This window comes from Bacillus sp. FSL W8-1202 (assembly GCF_038006165.1).
In the GTDB taxonomy this organism is placed as follows: Bacteria; Bacillota; Bacilli; order Bacillales; family Bacillaceae; genus Bacillus; species Bacillus subtilis.
Genome location: NZ_JBBOUR010000001.1, coordinates 2,948,566 through 2,973,177, shown reverse-complemented (window position 1 = coordinate 2,973,177; position 24,612 = coordinate 2,948,566). Strand labels below are relative to the sequence as shown.

Sequence of the window (24,612 nt, the reverse complement as noted above, 5' to 3'; positions counted from 1 at the left end):
TGACCCCCGTTTTTGAGACAGGGATCAAAACACCTTTTAAACAGCCAATTGCCGATAATTTATCGGTGATTGGTTGTTTAGTTTCGTTTGAATACGAATATTGTTATAATAATGAATGTATTCTATGACAGTGCGTTCTACGATGGCGGTCGTGGTTCGATCAATGCTGTTAAGATAGAACGTTTCAGACTTTAGTGAGGAATGAAACGATTCGATGGAGGCATTATCAGCGGGTGTCCCTTTGCGGGACATGCTCATGGTAATGCCTTTTGTTTTAACAGCTTTCTGATACTCGTAAGATGTATACACAGATCCTTGGTCACTATGTAACACGCAGTTCTCAGGCAGTGTTGGCAGTTGATCAAGTGTGTGTAAGACAAAGTCTGTGTCCTGCTTATCTCCAATCGTAAAAGCAATCACTTCTCCATTATATACATCCAATATACTGGAAAGGTACAATTGTTTCTGTCCATAAGGCAAATACGTGATGTCTGTTACTAGTTTTTCAAGAGGATGATCAGACTGAAAGTTCCGATCTAATATATTGTCGACCACGGCATATGGCTGCCCATTCTTCTTGCGCTTTTTCACCTTAACCCGGCACTGCCACTGATTTTTCTGCATAATACGCTGAACCGTTTTATGGTTAATACACATTCTCTTTTTTAATATAGCTGTGATTTTTCGATATCCATATCGATACTGGTGCTCTCGGCACAACGTGCCGATTTGTTTTTCTAAATGGCGCTTGGGATGATCTTTCTTCAGATTCTTCTTCCAACGATAATAAGACGAGCGAGAGATACCTAAATGAATACAGATATCCTGCACGGTCATTGTGCTGTGCAATTCTTCTACAAGTTCGACTGACGTTTGGCTATCAACTTCCTTTCCAATTCGTTGTACTTTTTTAACACTTCATTCTGTTGTCTCAGATATCGATTCTCTGCCTGCAGTTTCTCTAATTCGGAAGAATACTCCGGACCTTTTCCATAAGTGTATTGCTTACCAACAGGCTGTTCAAATCGATGTGTATCACCAGCCTTATACCATCTGACCCATGTCTTAATCTGCGTATTATTTTTGATATTCAACTCCTGCATGATCTCTTTCATAGGTACGCCTGCCAATCTCATTTCTACAGCCTTCTGTTTCACTTCAACCGGATAACTCACTCTTGTCCCCATAGAAAAAACACCTCCAAGTCTAATTTCGGATAACAATCATCCGTATTCAAACTTGAAGGTGTTTTTATTTGTCTCATCTTATGGGGTCAGTCCCACAAGAGGAAAGGTTTTTTAATTCATTTGAATATTAGATGACTGCAGCTCGTTATGAAGTTTTCGATATGATAAATACATGGCGATTCTCCAAGGCACAATCATACCGAAAGCCAGAATCCAAAACATTCCGCTCAGTGCACCATAATCAATTGATGTGCTCAAGATCGATTTCATCACGATTCTGATCACCAAAAGACCGACTAATATAAAAACAAATGCTTTAGAGCGTTTCATGTAAATTTCATTATTTTTAATTTCGAACTTAGAAGTTTTGATTAGAAAAATAGAGAAAATCACACCTAAAGTGAATGCTTCCAAAAACTCTGCTCCAGTTACCCAAAATACCGGAAATAAAAACATTAACGCTCCCGTACTCATAAAAATCGGCGGAAGAATGATTTTTTTTGGTGAAACAGGCTTGTCAGAGGACTTTATTCTGACCACCATCACAGCTACAGCCATTAACACAGCAATAATCGATGAAACTATAATCATCATACTTATCATTCCTTTGTTTCTCGGAGTGTTGATACTATATACTATACTCCAAAACAATAAAAAAAACCATTTTGAAAAGAAATGACTTTAATGTCCCATAACGCGGCTTACAGCTTCCAGCACTTTTGTTTCCTCAAACGGCTTAACAATAAAATCCTTTGCCCCCAGCTCAATCGCTTCCGTTACAATTCTTTGCTGGCGCATGGCGGTGCACATGATGACCTTCGCTTTAGGATCAAAGGTTAAGATATCACGAAGCGCTTTTATGCCGTTTTTCACCGGCATTGTAATATCCATTGTCACAAGGTCCGGGCGCAGTTTTTTATACAGGTCAGCTGCTTGTTCACCGTCCGCCGCTTCGCCTGCGATTATGTAATTTGCCTCTTCCAAGATCTCTCTGATTTTCACTCTCATGAACTTGGCGTCGTCTACAACTAAAACTCTTGTCATATTCCCCTCCAACAATCGATTTCCACAGATAATAGTCTTATTGTACCAAAAACAAAAGGATTAGTAGTAGTACGAAAGTAATTTACCGTCAAAAACCAGTAAAGCCTCCAAAAAGATCTGACAGCAAAATAATGATCAGGCTCATCCAATTAAAGAATAACAGCACACCAATCACAATCATCAAAACGCCACCAGCTTTCATAATGAAAAGCTGGTTCTTCCTTATCCACTTCAGCTTTGTGATAAAAAAAGACAATAAAAGAAACGGTACCGCAAAACCGAGTACATATAACATCATGTATGGCACCGCTGAGCCCGGATTGGTGCCTGCAAGTGTGATAACAGCAGCTAATATCGGACCGGTACATGGTGTCCATCCAGCTGCAAATGCCATTCCGATTAAGACCGACCCTAAAAACCCGCTTGGTTTATGCTTAAAATGGATTCTCCGCTCTTTCATCATAGCCTCAGGCCGGAACACACCGAGTGTAATGAAACCGAACAAAATAATAAGCAACGCGCCAATTTGCCGAATCGCATCGTGATAATCCCTAAACAGGCTGCCAATAAAAGATGTTCCATAGCCTAAAGCAATAAAAATGACTGAAAAGCCAAGCAAAAAACAAAAAGTATGAAACAAGCTTCTTTTCTGCAGCAGCAGCTTTTCAGTTTTTACATCGTCCATGCTGACCCCTGTAATATATGACAAAAAAGCTGGGTAAAGCGGCAGGCAGCAAGGCGAAATAAAGGATAAAAACCCCGCTCCGAATGTCAAAAAATAATTCACGTCTCCCATGTCATCATCCCTTCATGATTTGACATTCCTTCAAGTTATGACAAAATCATTTCATTTTTTTAACACTTTCACTTGAAGGATTTCTATTTTCAGAAAAAACTTATATAATTTAATTTGACATTGAGACATTATACTCCTTCTCATTTGAAAATTAGTATAAATATGGATATAATATAAACATTCACTTTGAAGATCTAATGTATGAAAGGATACATCCCTGTGATTAGAGAGCATCTATTAAAAGAAATTGAAAAAAAAAGAGCAGAGCTGCTGCAAATTGTCATGGCGAACGGAATGACATCTCATATTACGATAGAGCTCAGTCAGGAGCTTGACCATCTTCTCATACAATATCAAAAGCAGCGCCTTCGAGCAGTAGCGGGTGATGAATGATTGCAAAATAAAAAACCCGTATAAGGGTTTTTTATTTTATAACCATGTTTCTCTATATCATAATCTTTACGTATTATTTCGTTTGATTATTCATGGCTTTCATCATTTGATTGATTTTCTTTTGAGAAGGTTTCATTCCCATTTGCATCATCATCATGCGTAACATTTGTTCATTAATAGGCGGATTCTTTTTCAGGTAGCTCATCATATATTTACGAGCAATAAAAAACCCGAGTGCAACACCTATGAGCAATGCAACAACGCCCACTAGGATGCCAACCCATAAAGTCATTTTATTTCCTCCTTCATGTTGTCTAGTTTAAAGTGTACTAAACCAAAAGCTATTATACAACATTTACATCTCTTTTTCTTCGGTTTTAGACAAAATTTCTTTCTTTCACCGGATTTAGCCATCCGTAACGCTTCGAATTGAAATCCATTGCTAAAAAGCAAGGGCTTACTTTTCTTAACACTTCAAAGAATATCGTTTCTGCCTCGTAATCTCCCGAAGCCACAATTTCTATCATGTGCTCCTTCATCATAAACGTCGCGTGGCCTTTTGCTTTCGGCAAAGCTATTCTATAAATATAATCCAGCTGCCTGTAATCCGTCTTGTTTAAATTCATTTTTAACCGCTGATGCATATGTAAAATCGGGATTGGTTGTGTAATATATTGAATCTGTTTCTCTGTCATTTCATACTGCTGCTTTTCAAGGCTTGTCCAATGATAGTCTTGAAACAGCTCAAACATAACCGATTCCCGGCCGAAATAGTGATTGGCAAATTCCTCTTTGATCAGGTACGTATAGTAGTGACGTTCCATCTTTTCATCCCCTTTTCCAGCAGCATTTCATTTGCTCTCTATTATACAAAAGAAGAAAAGAAAGAATTGTCTATTACTGTTAAACAGCCAATACTATTTTTGTCGGATAAACAAGAAAAAGAGGATGATTTGACTCATCCTCTTTCAAAAGCTTACTTATTGATTAATGCCTTAACTCGATTCACTACGTTCGGAACTGAGAAGCCGTATTCGTTAATGATGGTTTCACCAGGAGCAGATGCACCGAATCGGTCTATGCCGAGAACGTCACCTTCAAGCCCCGTGTATTTGCCCCATCCAAATGATGAGCCCATTTCAATTGCAAGACGTTTTTTCACATCTGCAGGAAGGACTTCGTTTTTGTATTCATCAGATTGTTTCTCAAAACGGTCCATTGAAGGCATGCTGACAACAGAAACATCGATATTTTTTTTTGCCAATTCAGCCTGCGCTTCAATTGCAAGACCTACCTCTGATCCGGAAGCGATGAGAAGAGCGTCAGGTGTTTCGTTTTTAGATTTAGAAACGACATATGCACCTTTTTCTACTCCTGCCAATGCTTCTTCAGATGTTTGATCGATGGTAGGAAGGTTTTGACGTGTAAGCACTAGCGCTGTTGGGTGGTCAGTGCTTTGCACTGCAAGCTTCCATGCTGTTGCTGTCTCATTGCCGTCTGCTGGACGGATCAAAGAAAGGTTAGGCATCGCACGGAGTGAAGCAAGCTGTTCAACAGGCTCGTGCGTCGGACCGTCTTCACCAACCGCAATACTGTCATGTGTGAAGACATATGTCACAGGAAGGCCCATTAACGCTGCAAGGCGAATCGCAGGACGCAGGTAATCAGAGAAGACAAAGAAAGTTCCGCCGAATACACGAAGACCGCCATGAAGCGCCATACCGTTTAAGGCCGCACCCATCGCAAATTCACGTACACCAAACCAGAAGTTTTTGCCTGAGTAATCAACCGCTGTAAAATCACCGGCATTTTTAATAGTCGTTTTGTTCGATCCCGCTAGGTCAGCAGAACCTCCGACAAAGAAAGGAATTTTTTTCGCAAGTCCGTTGAGAACTTCACCGGAAGATGCACGGGATGCCAAACTGCTTCCTTTTTCATACACAGGAACCTCTTGATCCCAGTCCTTCGGAAGCTCTCCTTTGATTGCCAGTTCAAGCTGTTCAGCAAGTTCAGGATAAACTTCTTTATATTTAGCGAATTGAGCATTCCATTCTTGTTCTTTTTTCTCACCTGATTCTTTAACAGCTGCAGCGAAATGCTCATAAACTTCTGACGGAACGTAGAAGTCTTCTTCATATGTCCACGCGTAAGCTTCTTTTGTTAATTTGCTTTCTTCTTTACCAAGCGGCGCACCGTGAACACCGGATGTACCGGCACGGTTAGGTGAACCGAATCCGATTGTCGTTTTCACTTCAATTAATGTAGGTTTCTTTTCATTTTGGCGTGCTTTTTCGATAGCCGCTGTTAATTCTTCAATATTGTTTCCATCCTCAACATAAAGAACTTCCCAATTCATTGCTTCAAAACGCTGTTTCACGTTTTCAGAGAATGAACGGTCGAGGTCTCCATCAAGAGAGATGTCATTAGAATCGTATAGTACGATCAGACGGCCAAGCTGAAGATGGCCTGCGAGTGAAGCGGCTTCAGAAGAAATACCTTCCATTAAATCACCATCACCGCAAATACTGTATGTATAATGATCGACTACGTTAAATGAATCGCGGTTGTATGTTTCCGCTAAATGGCGTTCAGCAATTGCCATACCGACTGCCATGGCAATTCCTTGGCCAAGCGGACCTGTTGTAGCATCAACACCGGCAGTATGTCCGAATTCCGGATGTCCTGGTGTTTTGCTGCCCCACTGGCGGAATCCCTTAAGATCTTCAATACTAAGATCAAACCCGCTTAAATGAAGCATGCTGTATAATAGTGCTGACCCGTGTCCAGCAGATAAAACAAAACGGTCACGGTTAAACCAGCCAGGGTTTGCCGGACTTACGTTCATAAATTTTGTCCACAGCGTGTATGCCATTGGAGCGGCTCCCATCGGCATCCCTGGGTGACCAGAATTTGCTTTTTCAATAGCGTCTATTGACAGTGTGCGAATGGTAGCAACTGATTTCTTTTCAATTGTATCCATAAAAATCCCCTTCCTTATGTGTTGTACCCTTACATCATAAATGTCTGACGACTTTTTCTCAACTGTTTCAGCTTAAATTTGAGAGAAACTTGTTGAATTTTGTCACATAAGAGTTTTGATTATAGTATATGCAAAAGAGGAATACGATATTGCCGTATTCCTCTTATATTAGTGAAGTTTGTTATTTCTTTGTTCTCTTTTTAGCTTTTCTGGTGTAACATCATTGCCTTCTGGGTCAATGATTTTCACACTTTTTAACGTGTTCTTCATAGAAGAACGAAAACCTTTCAAGTACTCTTGACGGAGCTTTTGCTGTTCGGCTTTTTCTTCTTCTGTAATAACGCCAGCTTTAGCTTTGGCAGCAAGTTCATTAATTCTGGCAATTTTCGCGTTTGAAATCATGTTAAACTCCTTTATTGCATTTTGTCTATATAGTACTAGATCAAAAAAAGTTTTACAACTGATTCACTCTGCTGTCTCTTCATTCTCTATGTATTCCTGAAAACGTCGGTGAACGGTTGCTTTAGAGACATCATAGCCAAACCCTCTTAGGGTAGCCGCGATTTCAGCAAACGTCAGTTTATTCGCTCTTAGGCGGACGATCTCAGAGATTGGCACCTCTATTTTTTCTTTTCCACTGTTCCCATGTTGGTTTTTTAAGTTTTTTTGCGGTTTAAAACCGTTTTTTACTGCACGCTTCATTCCCCGTCTGATTTTCATGTTGTGAATCTTTCGCTGATACTCTTCCACAATGCTGACGATTTCCAAGACCATTGAGTCAGCCTCCGATAACTCCAGTTCACCTCTATGAGCCGTTGTATAGACTTTCACACCTTCTCTGTAAATACAATGAAGCAGTGCGATTTTTGCGTTTCCCCGTCCGAGCCTTGTCTCATCCTGAACCAAAATGACATCAATTCCAGCGTTCTTAATCTCATCAAGCAGCTCAAATACACCATCCCGACCCATTTCATATCCGCTGGCTTTTTCTGAAATCACTTTGACCACTTCCATGCCGTTCTCCGCTGCAATGGCCGTAAGCTCCTCCTCCTGCCGCTTTAATGACGTTTCCTGCTGTTCTTTATTTGTGCTTACACGGGCATAAATGAGTGCTTTCATTTTATCTCTCTTTCCTCTCTATCTTACAGTTGCTAATTCATATGCATCCTGATGCTTCTTTTTCAATGGGATCACTAACTCATCACCCGGCTGGATATCAGAGGTTTGAAGTTGATTTTTATCAGCTACCCATTCAATAAAATCATTTTTGTTTATCTTTTTTGTATCTGCTACCTGATCAGCAATTGACCAGAGTGTGTCGCCTTGCTGGACTTCTATTTTAACATACTGATTAAGCTCTTGGCCGCTGCTTGTATATGACAGCATAAGGATAACCGCGCTCAAAATCACTGTGAACAGACCGACAAAAATAATAGATTCTTTACTCATGATCATAACCTCCAACAGGAATGTTTGTTCGCATTTTTTATAATTTCAGTATATACGAACAAACGTTTCTGTCAATTGTTTTTTCGAACCTATGTTTGTACTGTAAGGAAAATCATGCTATAATCTTCTTAAAATCGACGTTTTGAGGTGCGAAAAATGACGAAGCTATCAAAAAGGCAACTTGATATCCTCCGTTTTATTAAAGCAGAGGTTAAATCAAAAGGATATCCGCCTTCCGTGAGAGAGATCGGAGAGGCTGTCGGGCTTGCGTCCAGCTCTACTGTCCACGGCCATTTGGCCCGCTTGGAAACAAAAGGGCTGATCAGACGGGATCCGACAAAACCAAGAGCAATAGAAATTCTTGATGAAGAAGTAGACATTCCGCAAAGCCAGGTCGTTAATGTACCGGTCATCGGGAAAGTCACGGCGGGATCTCCTATTACAGCAGTAGAAAATATTGAAGAATATTTTCCGCTCCCAGACCGCATGGTTCCTCCAGACGAGCATGTATTTATGCTGGAGATTATGGGAGACAGTATGATAGATGCTGGTATTCTCGATAAGGACTATGTCATCGTTAAACAGCAAAACACAGCGAACAATGGGGAAATTGTAGTTGCGATGACAGAAGATGATGAAGCAACTGTAAAACGATTCTATAAAGAGGATACCCACATTCGCTTGCAGCCTGAGAACCCAACGATGGAACCTATCATTTTGCAGAATGTCAGCATTCTAGGGAAAGTGATTGGCGTGTTCAGAACCGTCCATTAATCTATTGATCTATCAGATGCATAAAATAACCCCCTCTTCCTTTATGGAGAGGGGGTTTGTTGTTCAAAAAAAGCAGGCTCGCCCTGACTTTTGGGTGCGAGCCTGAATAGGAGGAAAAAGAACATCATGTTTACACCATAATTATCCACCAAACAATTGTTGAAGTCAAGAAATTTTCTTTCCTTTAGGAAACTTTTATTCAAAATATGAACGTTTAGAATATTAGACGCTATCTTCTTAAAAACGTTTCATTTTTTAGGTCGTGGAAGGATGCGGTTTTATATTTATTAAAGGGCGAGGCAATTGATATAACTGAAAATTTAGTACATAGTTTAGGTAGTTCAACACTCTGTTAAAACAGCTCGCTTTCTTCATATAAAATGTAATATGTATTTCAATTTCACCTGCACCCAATCACTTGTGCAGTTCAAAAGATATGGCATCGTTGAACAAATCGGGTAGAAACCTTCCCCAAACATAAAGTCTCCACCAACACCCTTCTTTAAATTTAACCTTATATGAAATATGGTTGTGATATCAAAAGGCCGTTTCATCATAAAAGTGCATATGGGTTTTTTCTTGTTTGTAATATCGAAGCCTGTCTTGAAGGGTTCCGGTATGAAATTCAAATTTGTGGCCGTCAGGGTCGGTAAAATAAATTGATTTTCGATCGCGTTCATCTCGTTCTCTGCCAGGCAGAATATTGACATGAAGTCTTTTTAATTTAGCTGATACCTCCTCAAATTCATGATCTTCAATTGTAAAAGCAATATGGGTATAAGAAAGCTTAATGTCATTTCTCGGGATGTCTGGTTCTTCATTAAGCGCTAGCCAGATGCCGTTCATGTCAAAATATGCAGTTGTTCTTCCCTTTACCAAAAGCTTTGCATCAAACACTTTTTGATAAAAATCAATCGATGTATCCAAATGCGTAACTGAAAATAACAAGTGATTGATTCCTTTTATCTCCACAAATCATTCCCCCCTTGAAAGCTGATCATCCACATATACGACTTTTTTCATAAGAAAGTTTCATACAGCTGAAAAAAATACCAGTGTAAACAAAAACGGACTGTTTAAAATAGTAACATGACCATTATGAATGGTTTTGAATTGCATTATTTATCATTTGTTTACGCCCAAGAATTTTCTTCAAAAAATAACAATTTAGGTGGTCAAATGAAACATATCATTGCGCTTGCTTCAAAGATTGCTTTCACTCTTGCCCTTTTATATGTGATTTTGGACAGAGTCTATCACGCATCCTTTTTAAGTGTGATGTTTATTGCACTTTTCTTAGGTTTTGTTTCCTATCTTTCTGGTGACATGCTCGTCTTACCCAGAACAAACAATATTACAGCTTCATTGGCTGACTTTGGCCTTTCATTCATTATTCTTTGGGTATTTGTTTTAACCCAAACAAGAAACGATTTCTCACCATTTGGAGCAGCTCTCCTTTCCGCTGCCTGTCTTACTGTTTTTGAATACTTTTTTCATCGGTATTTACTGAAAAATGTGCTTGATGAAAATTTCCGAAATGAACTGTCAGCGAGAGATAACACGTTGCAGTATCAAACGGAAGCCGCGGACGAGCTGTTTCCCGAAACGAATGAGAAGCATAAGGAATAGGAGGCTGTCTTATCGCCTCCTATTTTTCAGTAGCTATTTTTGAGAAAACGGAACATCACTTCTGTAAACTTATAAAACCTCTCATTTTGAGTAACAGCTCTGCTTTTTAAAGAAAAGATGCCGAACAAAGACTTTCTAAAGCCTGTGCTCATTTCTATCTGGATACTTAAACCTGTTTTTGATTTATTTGCAATGTTATTCGGACTAACGCCCGCATGCGGATGGTCCGTATTGAGCAATACAGCAGGAAAACCGGCATGCTGCAATTTCTCAACTAAATCTGCCGCTCTTACGCGATCTGTACCGCCGACTTCGATCTGCTGATCTTCTTCTGCGTACCCGTGTAATGAAATGACATATTCATGATTTCCCGTCATTTTAAGGGCCCGAGGTTCATCAAAGTGCGTGCTCGTAATGTGCAGGACTGAGTTTCCTGTCGATTTTAAGCCTTCAAATAAATACATCGAGTACTCTTTGCTGAGCTCTCTCGCTACTTCACTTGTCCCGCCTTCAATACCTCCTCCGTGAATAGCTAAAACAAGAACAGGGCTTCCGGTTTCTTTCGTAACAACGTCGTAATCAGAAGGATCTTCATTGTTTTTTAATTCCTCAAAATTCTGATATACATCTTCAGCATAAATTGAAGAAATCGGAGTAAATACCATAAAAATAAACAATAATTTTACAATTTTAATAGTTGATGGAAAACGTTTGGCTATGTTACAATCAACATGCTTCAAGGAATGGAGCAAACGGCGGAGCAGGGATACTTTGGCCGGTTTCATCTACTCCGCCTCTAAGTCCAAATCAACAGGATGTAGGTCTCTTTGAGGCTTTAGCACGAATTCTCTCGTCCTCCTTGTTAAATTTTTGTTAAATTCACAATATTATATACCATTAGCCCGGGCGCTGTTCTTCTCATTTTTGAATTTATGAAAAGTAAGCTGGCACCACCTCCCCCATTTCCATACAAAACAAAAATGCACCTGCCCTTTGGCCTGTGCATTTTTTATTTTCTCTTCATTCTTCGTTTTTTTGCTTGATTTAATTTCATGATGTTTTTTTCAATTTTTCTTATGTTTCGCCTTTGCGGGATTGTTTTCATTTCATAATAAACAGAAATAAACCCGCTTAATGTCACTGCTGCAATATAAAGGACGCGCTGTTTGATCATTCGGTCAGCGTGTCCATGATCATTCGCTTCTTTTTCCAGCCTTTCGATCACAGCTTTATCAAACAGCTGATCGACATACACTTGTTTCATTCCCACTGCAAACCCCGCAGCCAGCCAAAGAATCAGAAATAAACTGATATAAAACACCATAAACCCTTCCTTTCCTGTCTTGATGCGGCGCAGAATTTTTTAAAAACAGTTCATCTATTACAACTGGCAGACGAAGCTTCTTCTTTGTGTTAGGTTCTTTCAATAGGCTGGTTAATATGTGTAATGCTGTAATGAACAGTTAGAAATTTTATTCCAAACAGCCACATATGATGAACAGCCGTTAATTTGTTGTCATGTGCAGCTTCTATCAGAAAGGTTTCAGATAAAGGAAGCGGACAAGTTCCCGCTCTTGTTTGCAGATAAATCCCCTCATCACCCGCTCTGCTTTTTCTCCGCCTGCTTGTTAAAACCAGCTTCTCCTGATGATGATATGGTTTTAAAATACCTGTCATGCTGCTGAATGGAAGCGGTAAAGAAATATTCATATACCCCTCTCCATTTGAACGATACACTGAATAAAGAGCGGTAAAAATGGTTTCGTTTTTTTCATTTGTTCTAATCCAGGCACGTACTCTTTCCCTTCCGTCTTTTTTCGAATGAACACCTTTTATCTTGCTGTACATCCTATACCAGTCAGGGTTCGTCGAAAGATGTATTTGGCCGATTCTTCTGCTGAACCATTCGTAAATAATTGCAAGCGGCCGAAACCACATGCTCCATGTTACTTTTGCTTTAATATTGTATTCGATGGTTTGTTCATAAAACGAAAGAATGAGCGGCGCCAGTTTTTCTGGTGAAAAATCTTTTGAACGCAGGCTGCCCATATCATCCACAAGCCCGCTGTACCGAGCGTTATTTTCAGCTTGAATGTTAGCTAAAAATTCTTCTCCAATCTTTCTTTTTCCGTAGATACGGCTGAATGTCTTTACACTGTCTGCATCAAAAGGCTTCGCATCCTCTATTCTCCACCCTATGAGAGCGGGCAAGATAACACCAAACGCATTGACAAAACCGTGAATCCAAATCATCTGATTGATGGTCAATGTAACTTCTTGCCGAAATACACCAAATGAATAAATCATCGAGAAAGCAATCGTTATCATTAAAACAGCGGAAGAAAGCCGAATAAGAAATGTCCCCGTCTTGGTGCGAAAAGCTGCCGTGAACACCAAAAATGCATGAAGATAAATCGCCGCCATATAAATGCTAACCGCAATGACATCAAGTGTTTTTGAATATGTGATGCCCAGTGCGATAAGAAGGGGCGAAAGCAAAATCACCCATGTTATCCAACTGTACAACATCCGATGTTTTCTAATGGTTCTGCCGAGTAATCCGTTGAAGATCGGGATCAGAAAAGCAGAATAGTGAAAGTGGACAGCAGTAAGCAAAATGATGAGAGGGCCAAATTGCATGATCTGCAAATGGGCAGCATAAGCAAAAAACCAAAATCCTCCTCCCGCCAAATAAATAAGGCCGAACAAAACTGATGTCTCTTCGATTCTATGTATCTTTGTTTCCCAAAGGCGGAGGATCGCATACAATGCAATAAAAACTGTGTACATCCACCAGATAAGTGCGAAAACTCCAACCTCTGTCACAAGAGCCAACACCGCAAAGAATGCGGCTGCCGGATAGCACTGGATTAGCCCATATTCCATAAACTGAGCAGCACGAACCGGCGATTGACGAAAAACAAAAGGGAAAATTCCCGGCACGAAAAATAGAATGGATAACAAAACGAGTGCCTCTGCCACTGAAATATCCGGTGCTTCCGCTGCAAGAAATCCTATAAAACAAAGCGCACTGACTATGCCATTTCGTTCCATGATTCTCTCTCTTCCTCCTGAAACGTTCCTTTATAAAAGAAAAGAGTGCCAAGAATTGTATTTTGCACATGCACTTCAATGGTGAAACAATTCTTTTTTTCATCAAACGTTTCGCAAACTACGGATGTACCGGTCAGCCATTTCGGCAGCGGGATTCTTTTTCCAAATATCAATAGCCATTGCTTTCCCGATGTGATTGTAAGAGAGCCGTCAAGAGATGCCTCGAACGTCAAAACAGACAGCAGCAGATGAGGTTTGCCGAAGAAATCAAGTATTCTATTTTCTTTCTCGTCATATATCATTATCGCGTCAAAGAAACGTTTTTTGCCTTTAAAGAAAAATGTACGATTCCATTCTATCCCTGTATGTTGCGATTTCAAAAGACAAGTTCTATTTTGTATTGTAAATGGAATGTCTTTGCCTCTTTCTGAAAAGAAGCATCTGAAAAAAACACCCAGCTTTAACAGCATTCTAACCAGAAAAGAGCCTCCGCTTATTTCTGACATCGTTCCCGTCCCGCTGAATGTTTGAGACTCGTCTAATTGGTACCGTTTCTGCAGCTTGGGATGCAGCAAATGATAGTTAATAATTGATTTTTCATAAATCGAACTCACAATGTCACTTCTTTCTCTTTCGTTTTGTGCGCCTGGCACTGGGGAGCTGCAGGCTAAGAGCGCCGCTTGCAGCAGAAAACACACTCAACAGAACCCACATGAATATTTCGGAACCTAGACAAGCAAACCCAGCAAAAATACAAGCCTGGACACCATGAATGATCCATTTTCTTTTTAAAGGAAGCAGCCACAAAATAGCTAAGCCTATCTCCGCTGTTCCTGCCAATATGCTTGTCTTAACACCTGCAAAGCCTTGATAGAACCAAAACAGGCTGAAAAACAGACACATGAACACATAGATGATAGCAGATCGAATGAAGCGCTTCGGATGTTTATTTTGCTCTACCCAAAGCCTTAATGCATCAAAGCTCCAGGCAGTCGCCCAGCCAAGCAGCGGCCGAAATAATAAACGATCAATCCATCTTCCCAGCAGTCCGTAGGCTGTTTTGTATTGGTACTGTGTTAAAAACGTCATTTTCCCATTTTCTCTCTGTATATACTTCCAGTAGCCGCTTCCATGCCGAATCAGAGATAATGGATGATCAGAGCCAAAAGCCAGTGACCTTTCAGATGAACATTTGTTGAAAACACCGACGGTTTCTCCTGTACCTGACACCTTTAATCCAAAGCCTACCCTTGTTTCGTAAAGAAACTTCTGTTTTTCGCATGGCTGACTATTCAAATACGTAATATTTGAAAACCGGAGATCCCATTCCTTATGCAGTGATGGGTTTTGTGTATATTCCCAGAGTGTATCCAGATCAGATTTCATTTCGATTTCTACATAAATCGGTTTCTGCCTCACAGCCCCTTCTCCCTTCTATTTCAAGCAATTCCTATATTAGCATATTGGTCGATTTGAAAAGTGTATATCTCTCCAAAAAAAGTATCTTTATCCTAATAAATGCATAAAAAAGAGAAGAGAGGTTTCCTTCTCTTCCTTGGGATTCATTACTGAGTTTTAACCGTGCCGAAATGAGTAATTGTGACGTTCACACTGTATGTGATGTCGGCTTTACTGAAGGTGTCATCCCAGTTATTTTTCACCCTTTTCCATAAGTGAGGATATGTAAGTCTAACAGATTCATCAAAACCCGCAACATCTGCTTTATAATCATGCTGAATTTTTTTTAATACCTGACCAACTATTTTCTTTACCTCGTTTTCAATAGTCGTTTCGAGACGATCTATAAACTGGGTGTCCAACGCCTCTTTTGTGTTCCAGTTTTCAACCAAATCGCCTTCTGATTCAATATCGACATGGAATGAAATATCTTTCCCTTTTACGATTGGCTGAATTTTGCTTTTGATTTTATTGATATCGTACGCTAACGTCTGTTGGCTCTTTTTATCATGACTTTTGACAACTCCGCCTTTCCCTTCTCCTCTAATCCATGTAATCCCCTCAGTTTCATATTCATTTAAAGTGCCGATCATTTTTTTCGATTTTCCGTTGATTACAGCTGCTCCGGAATACTTGACCGCTCCATTCGCCGCAACCACATTTTGCAGTAAAAAGCTGCTGCCAGAATGCAGTTTTCCAATTAGTTTCGCGAGTGTCATAGGGGGAAGAATTCTGGAAACTTTATGTTCATTTTCACCTAATCCAATCAGCCGAAATGCCGGAATTTCTCCGTTTTCTTTCAGCTGGAGAGCGTCTCTTGCTTCCCCTTTAGCAGATAAAACAAGACAGCTCAGCCTGATTTCATTATCACGAAAAAATTGATCCAGCATTTCGTCGATAGGAAATGTGTGCAGCACATCTTCACTCATGACAACAACTTTTAAATGCGGGCTAAACACTTCTCGGTCCCGTCTTAGTGCAACCTCACTTCCGATCTGCTGTAATGAATCCCCTGTTTCACTTATATTAATATACGCTTTTTGCACTCCTTGTCCGCTACCGCCTCCCCCGCCAGTGCCCGCGCCTGCCGCTTTTTCATTAACAAATTGATAGGTCAGCGTAATGTTGTCTTTTTTCGGATAACTCCCGCCCTCTTCTTTTAACTCTTTTTCAGTGTTCGTTTCTTTTCCTTTATCAATTGCGATAGCGAATGTGAGACCCAGATCTTCTATTTCCCGACTGCTCCAGCATCCTGTTACGCAAACCATCAGCAGACATACCATGCCCATAGCAGGCAATTGACGTTTTAGTTTACTTTTCACCTCTTTTCCTCCATTTCGAAATGACTAACAGCAAAATCGGTAAAGCGCCAAATATATACAAAGCGATATGACTGACCGTATCGCCCAATATAAAGACGTCATTTTCATTTTTCGGCATGCAAGAGAGGATATAAATAACAGGAAGCAGCCCAAACATACATGAAAGGGGTTTCTTTTTAAAAACTTGTGAGACTCCCAGGGAAGCTGCATAAAAAGTGATAATAAACGTGGCAAAAAGCTGCATAATCCAAATCACAAGCAGAAATGATTCAAACCGTTCAAATATTAAACCAGGTATTTCAAAACTTCTCATCAGATCAAGCCCCGGCCATGTTCTCGTCACAACTCCCTCAACTGATAGTGCACCGATGACCATAATCAGCGTAATCATATAAAAACTGGTCACAACGCCTGTCCCAATCACAACCGCTTTCACCGCATTTTTCGGCTTTTTCATAAATGCTACTAAAATGAGCATAATTTCTGAACATGTAAATGAAAGGTTCGTTGTCTTTACTCCTCTAAGAACCGGCATGATTCCATCTCCTAATACAGGGCGCAAATTGTTGATTTCAAATATGCCTAAACTCATGAGGGCTATCGTTAAAAAGATGATGACCGTAATCGGAAAAATCATTTCAAAAAGCCGTGCAATCGGATCTAGGCCTTGTGTAATTGAATAAAGCCCAATCCAAAGAACTGTCATAATGATGGCCCAAGACGGTGTCCCTTCGAGGAGAAAAAAATCCACGATTTCGGACATGACTCTGACTTCAAATGCACCGAGTGCCAGAAAATAAGTAATAAAAACAATACTGATCAGATGCCCGAGCCATTTTCCTACAATATGTCGGGAGTATTCATAAAAGGTCTCCTTAGGATACTGCTGGCTTAATTTAACTATAATCATCCCGGCTATTACCGCTAGTACCCCGCCTAATAAAATTGAAATCCATCCATCAGGAGATTGTGTTTGTTCTGTTACTGTCCGAGGGAGCGTAAGAACTCCGGCAGCAAGCATATAATTAATGATGATAATCGTTGCCTGAGCGGTTGTGATTTTACTGGTTGGGCTGAACATGAGACTTTATCACCATCCTGTTAAGTTCATCATTTCACCCGTTTTGTATTATCTGTATTCATCATTTTAGGCCGGCGCTTCATGACTAAAAGAGGCATTCTGATAACAAAGTCTTTCCAATCTTTTAAGTGATAGGGCACTGCCGGACTTGCGTATGGCACACCAAAGCTCTTTAGCTTTACGACATGGCTGCTTAGCAGCAGATAATACATAATGACTCCAAACAATCCAAACACCGCCGCACAAAACATCGCACCAAACCGAAGCATCCGAAGTGCTATACCTGTGCTATAATGCGGGATGGCAAATGAAGAAATTGCTGTGAGCGCAACAACAATGACCATGATTGGACTGACAATCCCCGCCTGCACAGCTGCTTCCCCGATGATTAATCCGCCAACTATGCCAATTGCGGGTCCAATCGGTTTTGGCAGACGAAGCCCCGCTTCTCTTAAAATTTCGATCGCGACTTCCATAAATAAGGCTTCAATGAGGGATGGGAACGGAACACCCTGGCGCGTCCCGGAAATTGAAATCGCCAGCTTGGTCGGAATTAACCCAGGATGAAAAGAAATAAATGATATATATAAAGCGGGTGCAAATAACGTTATCATTGCTGCGATGAACCTCAGCAATCTGATGAGCGAGCTCGGGAACCACCGTTCATAATAATCTTCAGGCGATTGAAGCATCATGCTGAAAGTGACTGGAACAATCAAAGCAAACGGAGTGCCGTCAAGCAGAATGGCTACTCTTCCTTCCATTAATCCGCTTATGACGCGATCAGGACGTTCTGTACTCTGTACTTGCGGGAACGGGCTCAAATAATTATCCTCAATTAACTGTTCAACGTAGCCTGACTCCGGCAAATGATCGATCTCAATCCCTCTCACTCTTTTTCTTACTTCCTCGACTACTTTTGGATCTGCAATGTCATTCATATAAGCGATAATTAAATCCTTTTTTAATCGTGTTCCTACTTCAAATCTCTGCAATGTTAATTGATCATTTTTTCCTTGCTGTCTCAAAAGAGCTGTATTCGTACTCAACTCTTCTGTAAAGCCTGTGCGCGGCCCTCTGACAAGCGCTTCTGAAAGCGGCTCCTCGATACTTCGATTTTGTTTTTTTACAGTTCCCAGAAGAAAGGCCTGCGGTATTCCATCGATGAGAAGCGCTGTCGAACCCATGAAAACATTCAACACGATATCACTGATTTTCTCTGATTCTATGACATCACCGATTGATATGATTTGATTTTTTATCTGTTTCGAAGTTAAAATACCTTTGCCGGATTGAGAAATTTCATCGCTTACCTGATTAGGTTGATTCATGACTAACACTGATAGTCCTTTATTAATCAAGTCCTGATCAGACAGTCCTTCAACAAAGATCAATGCCGCTTTCACATGTAAATGAGTGATTTCAAGCTTACGGAAATGAACGTCCCCGTTATGTCCTATTTTTCTTTTTACATGTTCTAAATCGTATCCGATGTTACCGGTTAACACATCCTGATCCTTTTCAGCTGTTGAATGATCTGATTTATGCTGCTTCTGTGTTTTGTACTGATTGCTCCGCCACCTCATCATTGCACCTTCTTATACATGAATCCAAGTAAACACTTTATAGATTGCATATGGAACGAGAAATACTACTAACGCTTGAAACCACACATTCCAGTCAGTAAGTGTTGATATCATGTTATCCATCTGTCAGTTCCCCTCTCTCTAATAGGATTATTTTTCCCGTATACCTATTTTTTATGTTCGTCTTTTTTCTCAATAAAAAAAGCATGATGAACATTTCATCATGCTTTTAAAGAAATCAACCTGACCATTTTGCATTATTAAACACAAAATGAGCCTTTTAGCAGTCTGGGATAAACTAAAATTCCAGCTTGAAGCTTTCTGCCTGATCTGAAACTTCCACAGGAATCCCCATTATCGTTTTCGGTTTGGATACGTAAACAAAGCGCATTTCTTCCTCTAATTACTGAAACACTTTTTCACTAACTATAATTCTGGCCGGCTTCCCTGGACTGTTATCAATGGCTGCTTTGATTTTTCCAAGCATAAAAAACCTCCTGTTTTAGAAAATGGCACATTTACTATTAAAACAAAAATCGCAAAATAAATTGGCTGAACAGGAATTCCGGTTCAAACATAGCAGTTGCGGCTGAGCAAACAAGAATGAACGAAATGACAACATACACCTCTCTCTCTTTTTCGTGCATGCAGAATTCTCCCATTCACAGATCAGACTGGCGACTGACACGCTGTTCAACAGCAGCTCTAGCATAAATAATGCACGCTATGGACATGATCTTATTAGTTATTATATGATTGAATTGAAAAAAACATCATATGTCAAGAGGTAAACGAAATGGCTCAAAACAACGAAAATGCATTACCGGATATTACAAAAAGCATTACCCTGGAGGCTCCCATTCAGAAAGTCTGGGAGACAGTCTCTACTTCAGAAGGCATTGCCAAGTGGTTTATGCCCAATGACTTTCAGCTCAAAGAAGGATAAGAATTTCACTTACAATCGCCGTTTGGGCCGTCCCCTTGTAAAGTTTTGGCTGTTCAAGCTCCAACTGAACTTTCTTTTGAATGGGATACAGAAGGATGGGTCGTTACCTTTCAATTAGAAGACTTGGGGGAAAAGACAGGGTTTACCCTTATTCACAGCGGCTGGAAAGAGCCGAATGAAGTGATCGGCAAAGCAAACGAGAAAAGCTCCGTCGTTCGCGGTAAGATGGATGGCGGCTGGACTGGCATTGTAAATGAACGGCTTCGTAAGGCTGTCGAAGAATAAAAAAGAGAGAAGTATCTCTCTTTTTTGTTTTTTCCAAGGGTTATACTTCACAATTTGAGTCCATCAATCATAAAACGTAACAGTTTTAGATTTACCAGAGTAATCGGTAACAAAGAACTCGGCCTTGTTATTGCTCCCATCTACAAATTTTCCAATACTGCCAAAGGTGTGGCATTCTCCGGGTGAAAAATAGTTTGCCCCTACATAATCATCAGGATTGTCACCGGGATCATCCTCATATAAGTGCAGTGAAACAGAAAAAGGTGTGCTTCCTGAAAGGCACACTCTAAAATCTCCTCCGGTTGAGTATACCGTCGGACTTGAGTAAGTATATGTGTAAGTCCCCAACTTATCCCACTCTCCAGCCCCCGCAGTTCCGGCTTTTTCTGCTTGTGCCGTTAATGGAAAAACCGCAGCCAACCCTAAAACAGACAAAAATCCAACTACCTTAGTGAATCTCATCAGCTACACCACTCCTCTATTTCAATGATAGCCGCAGATACGTTTGTATCATTTTCGGCAGAGCTACATAATTGATCCAGCCTGCCTCCCTGCTTCTTAGGCAGGTGGCATTGGACATTATATTCAGCAGCAGCCGTTTTATGAATCCGCCTTTGTCTGGTTTTAAAATGTTCAAAATAAATGCATTCCCATTTGTACTGCTATCTCTTATAATTTGTTTAAAAGGTTGTACTTCAATCAGGGGGAAAAGGATATGGAATTAAGCTTCACAAAAATACTCGTTATTTTGTTTGTGGGTTTTTTAGTATTTGGGCCTGATAAACTGCCGGCGCTTGGCCGTGCAGCAGGAAAAGCCTTATCAGAATTTAAACAAGCAACAAGCGGACTGACTCAGGATATCAGAAAAAATGACTCAGAAAACAAAGAAGACAAACAAATGTAGGATAAATCGTTTGGGCCGATGAAAAATCGGCTCTTTATTTTGATTTGTTTTTGTGTCATCTGTCTTTTTCTATCATTTGGACAGCCCTTTTTTCCTTCTATGATTTTAACTGTCCAAGCCGCAAAATCTACTCGCCGTATAATAAAGCGTAGTAAAAATAAAGGAGGAGTATATATGGGTTATTACAAAAAATACAAAGAAGAGTATTATACGGTCAAAAAAACGTATTATAAGAAGTATTACGAATATGATAAAAAATATTATGACCATCATGATAAAAAAGATTATGACTGTGATTACGACAAAAAATATGATGACTATGATAAAAAATATTATGATCACGATAAAAAAGACTATGATTATGTTGTAGAGTATAAAAAGCATAAAAAACACTACTAAACGCCATTAACATCTCCTCGTTTTTACTTTCCCCCGGCTATTGCCGGGTCTTTTTTGTTTGTGCACTATATGTATATTTCTGAAGCTTCCCTTTCTATGAAAACCTTGGTGACTGAATCTGAAAAAGAATAGTGAATATTTAGTACATAGTTTAGTTAGTTCATAAGTGAGCGCATTCAATTTATTGCAGTTACAAAGAAACTTTTATAAACTCTTTGAGGATCCTACATAAAAGGAGAGGTTTTTTGTATAGAAACATCGTATTTTATCTCATTTTACTTTGTCTATTTATATCAGTTGTCATGAAAAGCTTTGAGGTGATTAGAACAATAGCCAATGTTATCTGCTTTATTTTCGTATTGCTGTATTTTAAAGATGAAATGAAAACATACTCACGTAAAGCGTTAGCAATCCTAAGTATTTGTTTTCTTTTCTTAGTCGGTATCTGTGCTTTTATCATTTTACAAGGACAGACATTGATGAAACGTCACCTCTTTTTTACAGGCTGGGAAACGATAGCGGGCATTCTTTTAATAATCGTTTCTTTAAGCATTTGTACTTTTATTTTGAGGAAAATTTCAAATCGGTTAAAACGAATGTGATCTCATTCTTTCCTCTGATAAAGGTATATAGCTTTCAGATTGGCGAAGCGTTTCGACCTTACATCATTCAAAATGAAATATTTTGTCGATTTATATACGTAAATCCAGTTCCAAAATAAGGTATAATAAATGGCGAAACCACTATCAAAAGGGGGAATTTTGGTGAAAAAAGTATTGATTGCAGGTGCAGTAGGAACAGCAGTTCTTTTCGGAACCCTTTCATCAGGTATACCAGGTTTACCCGCGGCAGACGCTCAAGTCGCAAAAGCAGCATCCGAGCTGCCTAACGGAATCGGCGGCCGTGTCTACCTGAACAGTACGGGCGCCGTTTTTACAGCTAAAATCACGCTTCCTGAAACTGTCAAAAACAACGACTCGGTCTCTACTCCCTATATTTATTCTGGCTTTAGGGCAACAAGCGGAACTGAAGCCGATATCGGGCTTCAGTACAGCAAACAATACAACGTCTGGAAGCCCCTCATGAAGGTTGGGTCCAAAAATGAAGAAACGTACATCGAAGGAAAAGACAAATTCACATACAATAAAGGCTTCCGCCCTGGAAGCACAGTCCAAATGACAATCTATAAAAATTTAAGCGGCAATACGCGCATGACCCTTTGGGGAACGAACAATGACGGCTACACCGGACGGATTATCACAGAAATTCAAGGAACCAACATCGGCACGATTTCAAAATGGAAAACACTTGCTACCGCGGCTGTTTCGTATGAAAGCCAGCGTGATGCGATCAAAGCAACCTTTTCGACCTCTTTTAACAACATCACTATCGACAATAAAGCCGTCACTCCTGTGGTAGATACACAGGATTTCGCAAAGGTTTCAGTTGCAGGAAATAACGTTACGATCTCTGTTAATAAATAAACGAAGCAGCAAAAAGCCGCCAGCATTGTCTGGCGGTTTTCCTTGGAGCATACTGGTCATAGTTCGTTTCTTCAGCTCTTTTGTTTAAACCTAACTTTAATAAGGGTGGAAATTGGTATGAAATATGAAAAAACAAGTCTTTTTGGAATGATTTTAGTTATTGTAGCACTTCTAATATCTATATATTTTATGTGTAATACAAATGCGTTGATACCTGCTGGATATGATCTAGCTATTCATGGAATTGTAATATCTAGAACTGTAATGATTGCTTTTACTTTGTATTTAGTTTCAAAGTTAGGATATTTTCTTCTGAATAAAAAAGATTAACTGTAGAGTTAATCTTTTTTATGTATTATACGTGTTTGTCCTTCAATTTTTATTCATCTTCCAGATTGCTTAATGAAATTAGGATACCTGCTATCTATTTACTGCACAATAAAAAGGCAGCATTAAACCGCTACCTCAAATAAAAGCTTGTCCCCATGTTTATAGTTGATTAACTTGAAATCATCAATGGTAAAGTCATAAAAATCTTTCACTTCAGGATTGATCCATAGTTCAGGTGCTTCAAACTGTTCTCTTTCCATTTGGATTTTCAAATTGTCTATATGACGTGTGTACACATGGCAATCCCCAATGTTAAAGATATATTCACCAAGCTCATAACCAGTCACTTGAGCAATCATGCGCTGCAACACATTATACTGGAATACATTGAATGGATTTCCCAATGCCATATCATTGCTCCGTGCTCTTACCTCAAGGTGGAGTTTCCCATGTTTAACGTACCATTGTGTCTCGTATACACATGGCGTTAAGGCCATTGCGTCTAATTCATCAGGATTCCACAGCATTGTAATGTGTCTGCGTGAAGATGGATTGTTCTTCAATTGATGAAGAAGATAGTCTACCTGATCCACTTTTTCTCCATTTAGACTTCTGTTTTTCTTCCCCAACTGAAATCCATATGCATGTCCGATGGTGCCGTCTTCTTGTTTCCATTGATCCCAAATATGTACGCTCATCTTGTTTAAATCATTAACATCATTAGATTTCAGCTGCCAAATCCAGAGCAACTCTTTAATGGCTGTTTTCCAGGCAACCTTTTTTGTCGTTAAAATCGGAACCTCTGAGTTGTCGAATCTCATTTGCTTACTGATTACACTTAGAGTATGTGCCGGTGTTCCATCTGAGTCCCACTTGGTTCTTACATCAAACTCTTCGTCTGAGATTCCATTATTGATAATATCCTTTATAATTGAATTGTATTGTTTATCGAATTGCGTCATGACTATTCATATCCTTCTTTCATTTTCAGTTGCTAAGCATAATTTATTACGAATGCAATATTATCGCAAATACTAAGCACTTGCAGATAAAGTGAGGATCTTATTCCACTCACTGTGTGTTTAAAGAGGAGTTAATCCCCCCTCTTTTACACCTGTATTTCTCCATAACATAGTCTGTCACATAGCTCATAGTTACCGCCAGTTTGGTACATACACCGTTGATAACATTGTTGAGGATTATACGAAATGGTTTGATATTGCGGTACATAAAAATTCAAATAGTCAGGTGTTTGTGTATACCAAATTGGAAATTGTCTAAACACATTAAATCCTCCAATAGCTTTTTCTGATTTAATGCATTGTATTTTACCTCAATATCAATTGTCATTTGTCCATGTGCAATTGGGCTTTCTTTAAAATAAATTCTCTCTAATTTCATTCATTTGATCATTAACAACTTTTTTATGATATTTGGCAGCGTTTCATTCCTTATATGATCTGTTTCTAACCGATTTTGCTGCTTTTTGACGTCTAACTTTAAATCCTTCA

The 24,612-nt window shown here is 39.6% G+C and carries 32 protein-coding genes and 3 pseudogenes; 9 read left to right on the top strand and 26 right to left on the bottom strand.

The genetic code is table 11. The features are described from left to right. Positions 1-36 precede the first annotated feature (36 nt). From NSQ09_RS15520 to ccdA, 4 genes are all read right to left on the bottom strand, one after another. Positions 37-1,187, bottom strand: a protein-coding gene (locus NSQ09_RS15520; RefSeq protein WP_087614160.1) for an IS3 family transposase whose coding sequence is annotated in 2 segments (ribosomal slippage) — positions 37-914 and positions 914-1,187 — 1,152 coding nt in all. Because the reading frame shifts where the segments join, the coding sequence is not laid out codon by codon here. Positions 1,188-1,298: 111 nt separating this feature from the next. Further along, complete coding sequence (locus NSQ09_RS15515) at positions 1,299-1,790, bottom strand: CcdC family protein (RefSeq protein ID WP_010886519.1); 492 nt, start codon at positions 1,788-1,790, stop codon at positions 1,299-1,301. A 78-nt stretch (positions 1,791-1,868) separates the two neighbouring features. Further along, positions 1,869-2,231, bottom strand: coding sequence for a response regulator (locus NSQ09_RS15510; RefSeq protein WP_003245707.1), 363 nt, complete (start codon positions 2,229-2,231; stop codon positions 1,869-1,871). A gap of 88 nt (positions 2,232-2,319) precedes the next feature. Continuing rightward, positions 2,320-3,027 carry a cytochrome c-type biogenesis protein CcdA gene (gene ccdA, locus NSQ09_RS15505; protein WP_017697354.1) on the bottom strand — a complete coding sequence of 236 codons (708 nt, stop codon included), beginning with the start codon at positions 3,025-3,027 and terminating at the stop codon, positions 2,320-2,322. 219 nt (positions 3,028-3,246) lie between these two features. On the opposite strand from ccdA, the gene ynzD reads away from it, so the two are divergent. Continuing rightward, complete coding sequence (gene ynzD, locus NSQ09_RS15500; RefSeq protein WP_010886518.1) at positions 3,247-3,420, top strand: aspartyl-phosphate phosphatase YnzD; 174 nt, start codon at positions 3,247-3,249, stop codon at positions 3,418-3,420. Positions 3,421-3,493: 73 nt separating this feature from the next. Here the strand turns inward: ynzD and NSQ09_RS15495 are convergent, their stop codons facing one another. The 6 genes from NSQ09_RS15495 to yneA form a co-directional block, all read right to left on the bottom strand. After that, positions 3,494-3,712 (bottom strand): YneF family protein, encoded by a 219-nt coding sequence (locus tag NSQ09_RS15495; RefSeq protein WP_003221221.1) that lies wholly within the window; start codon positions 3,710-3,712, stop codon positions 3,494-3,496. Between the two features lie 85 nt (positions 3,713-3,797). After that, positions 3,798-4,244: a sporulation inhibitor of replication protein SirA gene (gene sirA, locus NSQ09_RS15490; RefSeq protein WP_003231591.1), complete on the bottom strand. Its 447-nt coding sequence runs from the start codon at positions 4,242-4,244 to the stop codon at positions 3,798-3,800. Between the two features lie 152 nt (positions 4,245-4,396). Continuing rightward, positions 4,397-6,400, bottom strand: a complete 2,004-nt coding sequence (gene tkt, locus NSQ09_RS15485; protein ID WP_341031917.1) for a transketolase — start codon at positions 6,398-6,400, stop codon at positions 4,397-4,399. A gap of 168 nt (positions 6,401-6,568) precedes the next feature. Then, positions 6,569-6,802 carry a DUF896 domain-containing protein gene (locus tag NSQ09_RS15480; protein ID WP_003231595.1) on the bottom strand — a complete coding sequence of 78 codons (234 nt, stop codon included), beginning with the start codon at positions 6,800-6,802 and terminating at the stop codon, positions 6,569-6,571. A gap of 63 nt (positions 6,803-6,865) precedes the next feature. Further along, on the bottom strand, positions 6,866-7,519 hold the full coding sequence (locus tag NSQ09_RS15475) for a YneB family resolvase-like protein (RefSeq protein WP_017697355.1): 654 nt from the start codon (positions 7,517-7,519) through the stop codon (positions 6,866-6,868). Positions 7,520-7,537: 18 nt separating this feature from the next. Continuing rightward, positions 7,538-7,855: a cell division suppressor protein YneA gene (gene yneA, locus NSQ09_RS15470; RefSeq protein ID WP_003231598.1), complete on the bottom strand. Its 318-nt coding sequence runs from the start codon at positions 7,853-7,855 to the stop codon at positions 7,538-7,540. A gap of 150 nt (positions 7,856-8,005) precedes the next feature. On the opposite strand from yneA, the gene lexA reads away from it, so the two are divergent. Next, complete coding sequence (gene lexA, locus NSQ09_RS15465; RefSeq protein WP_003238209.1) at positions 8,006-8,623, top strand: transcriptional repressor LexA; 618 nt, start codon at positions 8,006-8,008, stop codon at positions 8,621-8,623. A gap of 371 nt (positions 8,624-8,994) precedes the next feature. Here lexA and NSQ09_RS15460 read toward each other — a convergent pair whose 3' ends face one another. Both NSQ09_RS15460 and fosM read right to left on the bottom strand, forming a co-directional pair. Further along, entirely contained in the window at positions 8,995-9,252 is a 258-nt protein-coding gene (locus NSQ09_RS15460) for a hypothetical protein (RefSeq protein ID WP_369877881.1), read from the bottom strand. Further along, entirely contained in the window at positions 9,161-9,595 is a 435-nt protein-coding gene (gene fosM, locus NSQ09_RS15455; RefSeq protein WP_017697356.1) for a FosM family fosfomycin resistance protein, read from the bottom strand. The genes NSQ09_RS15460 and fosM overlap by 92 nt, the downstream gene beginning before the upstream one ends. Before the next feature lie 207 nt (positions 9,596-9,802). Between fosM and NSQ09_RS15450 the strand changes: the two genes are divergently transcribed. Then, a complete protein-coding gene (locus NSQ09_RS15450; RefSeq protein ID WP_017697357.1) occupies positions 9,803-10,252 on the top strand; it encodes a YndM family protein in 450 nt (149 codons plus the stop codon). A 26-nt stretch (positions 10,253-10,278) separates the two neighbouring features. Here the strand turns inward: NSQ09_RS15450 and pghL are convergent, their stop codons facing one another. The 10 genes and pseudogenes from pghL to NSQ09_RS15400 all read right to left on the bottom strand — a co-directional run bounded on the left by pghL (position 10,279) and on the right by NSQ09_RS15400 (position 19,400). Beyond that, positions 10,279-11,037 (bottom strand): gamma-polyglutamate hydrolase PghL, encoded by a 759-nt coding sequence (pghL, locus tag NSQ09_RS15445; RefSeq protein WP_017697358.1) that lies wholly within the window; start codon positions 11,035-11,037, stop codon positions 10,279-10,281. A 224-nt stretch (positions 11,038-11,261) separates the two neighbouring features. Continuing rightward, a complete protein-coding gene (locus tag NSQ09_RS15440) occupies positions 11,262-11,576 on the bottom strand; it encodes a hypothetical protein (protein ID WP_026113726.1) in 315 nt (104 codons plus the stop codon). Positions 11,577-11,665: 89 nt separating this feature from the next. Further along, complete coding sequence (locus tag NSQ09_RS15435) at positions 11,666-13,306, bottom strand: YndJ family protein (RefSeq protein ID WP_017697359.1); 1,641 nt, start codon at positions 13,304-13,306, stop codon at positions 11,666-11,668. Then, complete coding sequence (locus NSQ09_RS15430; RefSeq protein ID WP_026113727.1) at positions 13,288-13,920, bottom strand: DUF4166 domain-containing protein; 633 nt, start codon at positions 13,918-13,920, stop codon at positions 13,288-13,290. The genes NSQ09_RS15435 and NSQ09_RS15430 overlap by 19 nt, the downstream gene beginning before the upstream one ends. Positions 13,921-13,924: 4 nt before the next feature. Then, a complete protein-coding gene (locus NSQ09_RS15425; RefSeq protein WP_341031912.1) occupies positions 13,925-14,725 on the bottom strand; it encodes a hypothetical protein in 801 nt (266 codons plus the stop codon). A gap of 146 nt (positions 14,726-14,871) precedes the next feature. Continuing rightward, positions 14,872-16,086 carry a Ger(x)C family spore germination protein gene (locus tag NSQ09_RS15420; protein ID WP_163189392.1) on the bottom strand — a complete coding sequence of 405 codons (1,215 nt, stop codon included), beginning with the start codon at positions 16,084-16,086 and terminating at the stop codon, positions 14,872-14,874. Then, a complete protein-coding gene (locus NSQ09_RS15415; RefSeq protein ID WP_124059907.1) occupies positions 16,076-17,167 on the bottom strand; it encodes a spore germination protein in 1,092 nt (363 codons plus the stop codon). Before NSQ09_RS15415 ends, NSQ09_RS15420 begins: the two co-directional genes overlap by 11 nt. Positions 17,168-17,196: 29 nt before the next feature. Next, positions 17,197-18,756, bottom strand: a complete 1,560-nt coding sequence (locus tag NSQ09_RS15410) for a spore germination protein (protein ID WP_088326103.1) — start codon at positions 18,754-18,756, stop codon at positions 17,197-17,199. A gap of 295 nt (positions 18,757-19,051) precedes the next feature. After that, positions 19,052-19,240 (bottom strand): annotated as a pseudogene (locus tag NSQ09_RS15405) (hypothetical protein). A gap of 37 nt (positions 19,241-19,277) precedes the next feature. Then, positions 19,278-19,400 (bottom strand): hypothetical protein, encoded by a 123-nt coding sequence (locus NSQ09_RS15400; protein WP_260512026.1) that lies wholly within the window; start codon positions 19,398-19,400, stop codon positions 19,278-19,280. A 149-nt stretch (positions 19,401-19,549) separates the two neighbouring features. On the opposite strand from NSQ09_RS15400, the pseudogene NSQ09_RS15395 reads away from it, so the two are divergent. Further along, positions 19,550-19,984, top strand: a pseudogene (locus NSQ09_RS15395) (SRPBCC family protein). A gap of 63 nt (positions 19,985-20,047) precedes the next feature. Here the strand turns inward: NSQ09_RS15395 and NSQ09_RS15390 are convergent. Together NSQ09_RS15390 and NSQ09_RS15385 are read right to left on the bottom strand one after the other, a co-directional pair. Further along, positions 20,048-20,446 (bottom strand): hypothetical protein, encoded by a 399-nt coding sequence (locus NSQ09_RS15390; RefSeq protein ID WP_009967329.1) that lies wholly within the window; start codon positions 20,444-20,446, stop codon positions 20,048-20,050. 16 nt (positions 20,447-20,462) lie between these two features. Continuing rightward, positions 20,463-20,621, bottom strand: a pseudogene (locus NSQ09_RS15385) (hypothetical protein). Between the two features lie 78 nt (positions 20,622-20,699). Between NSQ09_RS15385 and tatAC the strand changes: the two are divergent. The 5 genes from tatAC (at position 20,700) to NSQ09_RS15360 (ending at position 23,101) form a co-directional block, all read left to right on the top strand. Beyond that, the gene (tatAC, locus tag NSQ09_RS15380; protein WP_003231634.1) at positions 20,700-20,888 is read left to right on the top strand and encodes a twin-arginine translocase TatAC; all 189 of its coding nucleotides are present in this window, start codon (positions 20,700-20,702) and stop codon (positions 20,886-20,888) included. A gap of 174 nt (positions 20,889-21,062) precedes the next feature. Beyond that, positions 21,063-21,287 (top strand): hypothetical protein, encoded by a 225-nt coding sequence (locus NSQ09_RS15375; protein WP_014476919.1) that lies wholly within the window; start codon positions 21,063-21,065, stop codon positions 21,285-21,287. Between the two features lie 245 nt (positions 21,288-21,532). Further along, the gene (locus tag NSQ09_RS15370) at positions 21,533-21,889 is read left to right on the top strand and encodes a YoqO family protein (RefSeq protein WP_017697367.1); all 357 of its coding nucleotides are present in this window, start codon (positions 21,533-21,535) and stop codon (positions 21,887-21,889) included. A gap of 159 nt (positions 21,890-22,048) precedes the next feature. Next, a complete protein-coding gene (locus NSQ09_RS15365; RefSeq protein WP_124073252.1) occupies positions 22,049-22,771 on the top strand; it encodes a YrpD family protein in 723 nt (240 codons plus the stop codon). Between the two features lie 42 nt (positions 22,772-22,813). Further along, positions 22,814-23,101, top strand: a complete 288-nt coding sequence (locus tag NSQ09_RS15360) for a hypothetical protein (RefSeq protein WP_119123060.1) — start codon at positions 22,814-22,816, stop codon at positions 23,099-23,101. A 122-nt stretch (positions 23,102-23,223) separates the two neighbouring features. On the opposite strand, the gene NSQ09_RS15355 is transcribed toward NSQ09_RS15360, so the two are convergent. Both NSQ09_RS15355 and NSQ09_RS15350 read right to left on the bottom strand, forming a co-directional pair. Then, positions 23,224-24,063 (bottom strand): thymidylate synthase, encoded by an 840-nt coding sequence (locus NSQ09_RS15355; protein ID WP_024572380.1) that lies wholly within the window; start codon positions 24,061-24,063, stop codon positions 23,224-23,226. Between the two features lie 274 nt (positions 24,064-24,337). Next, positions 24,338-24,502 (bottom strand): hypothetical protein, encoded by a 165-nt coding sequence (locus NSQ09_RS15350; protein WP_003231643.1) that lies wholly within the window; start codon positions 24,500-24,502, stop codon positions 24,338-24,340. Positions 24,503-24,612 lie beyond the last annotated feature (110 nt).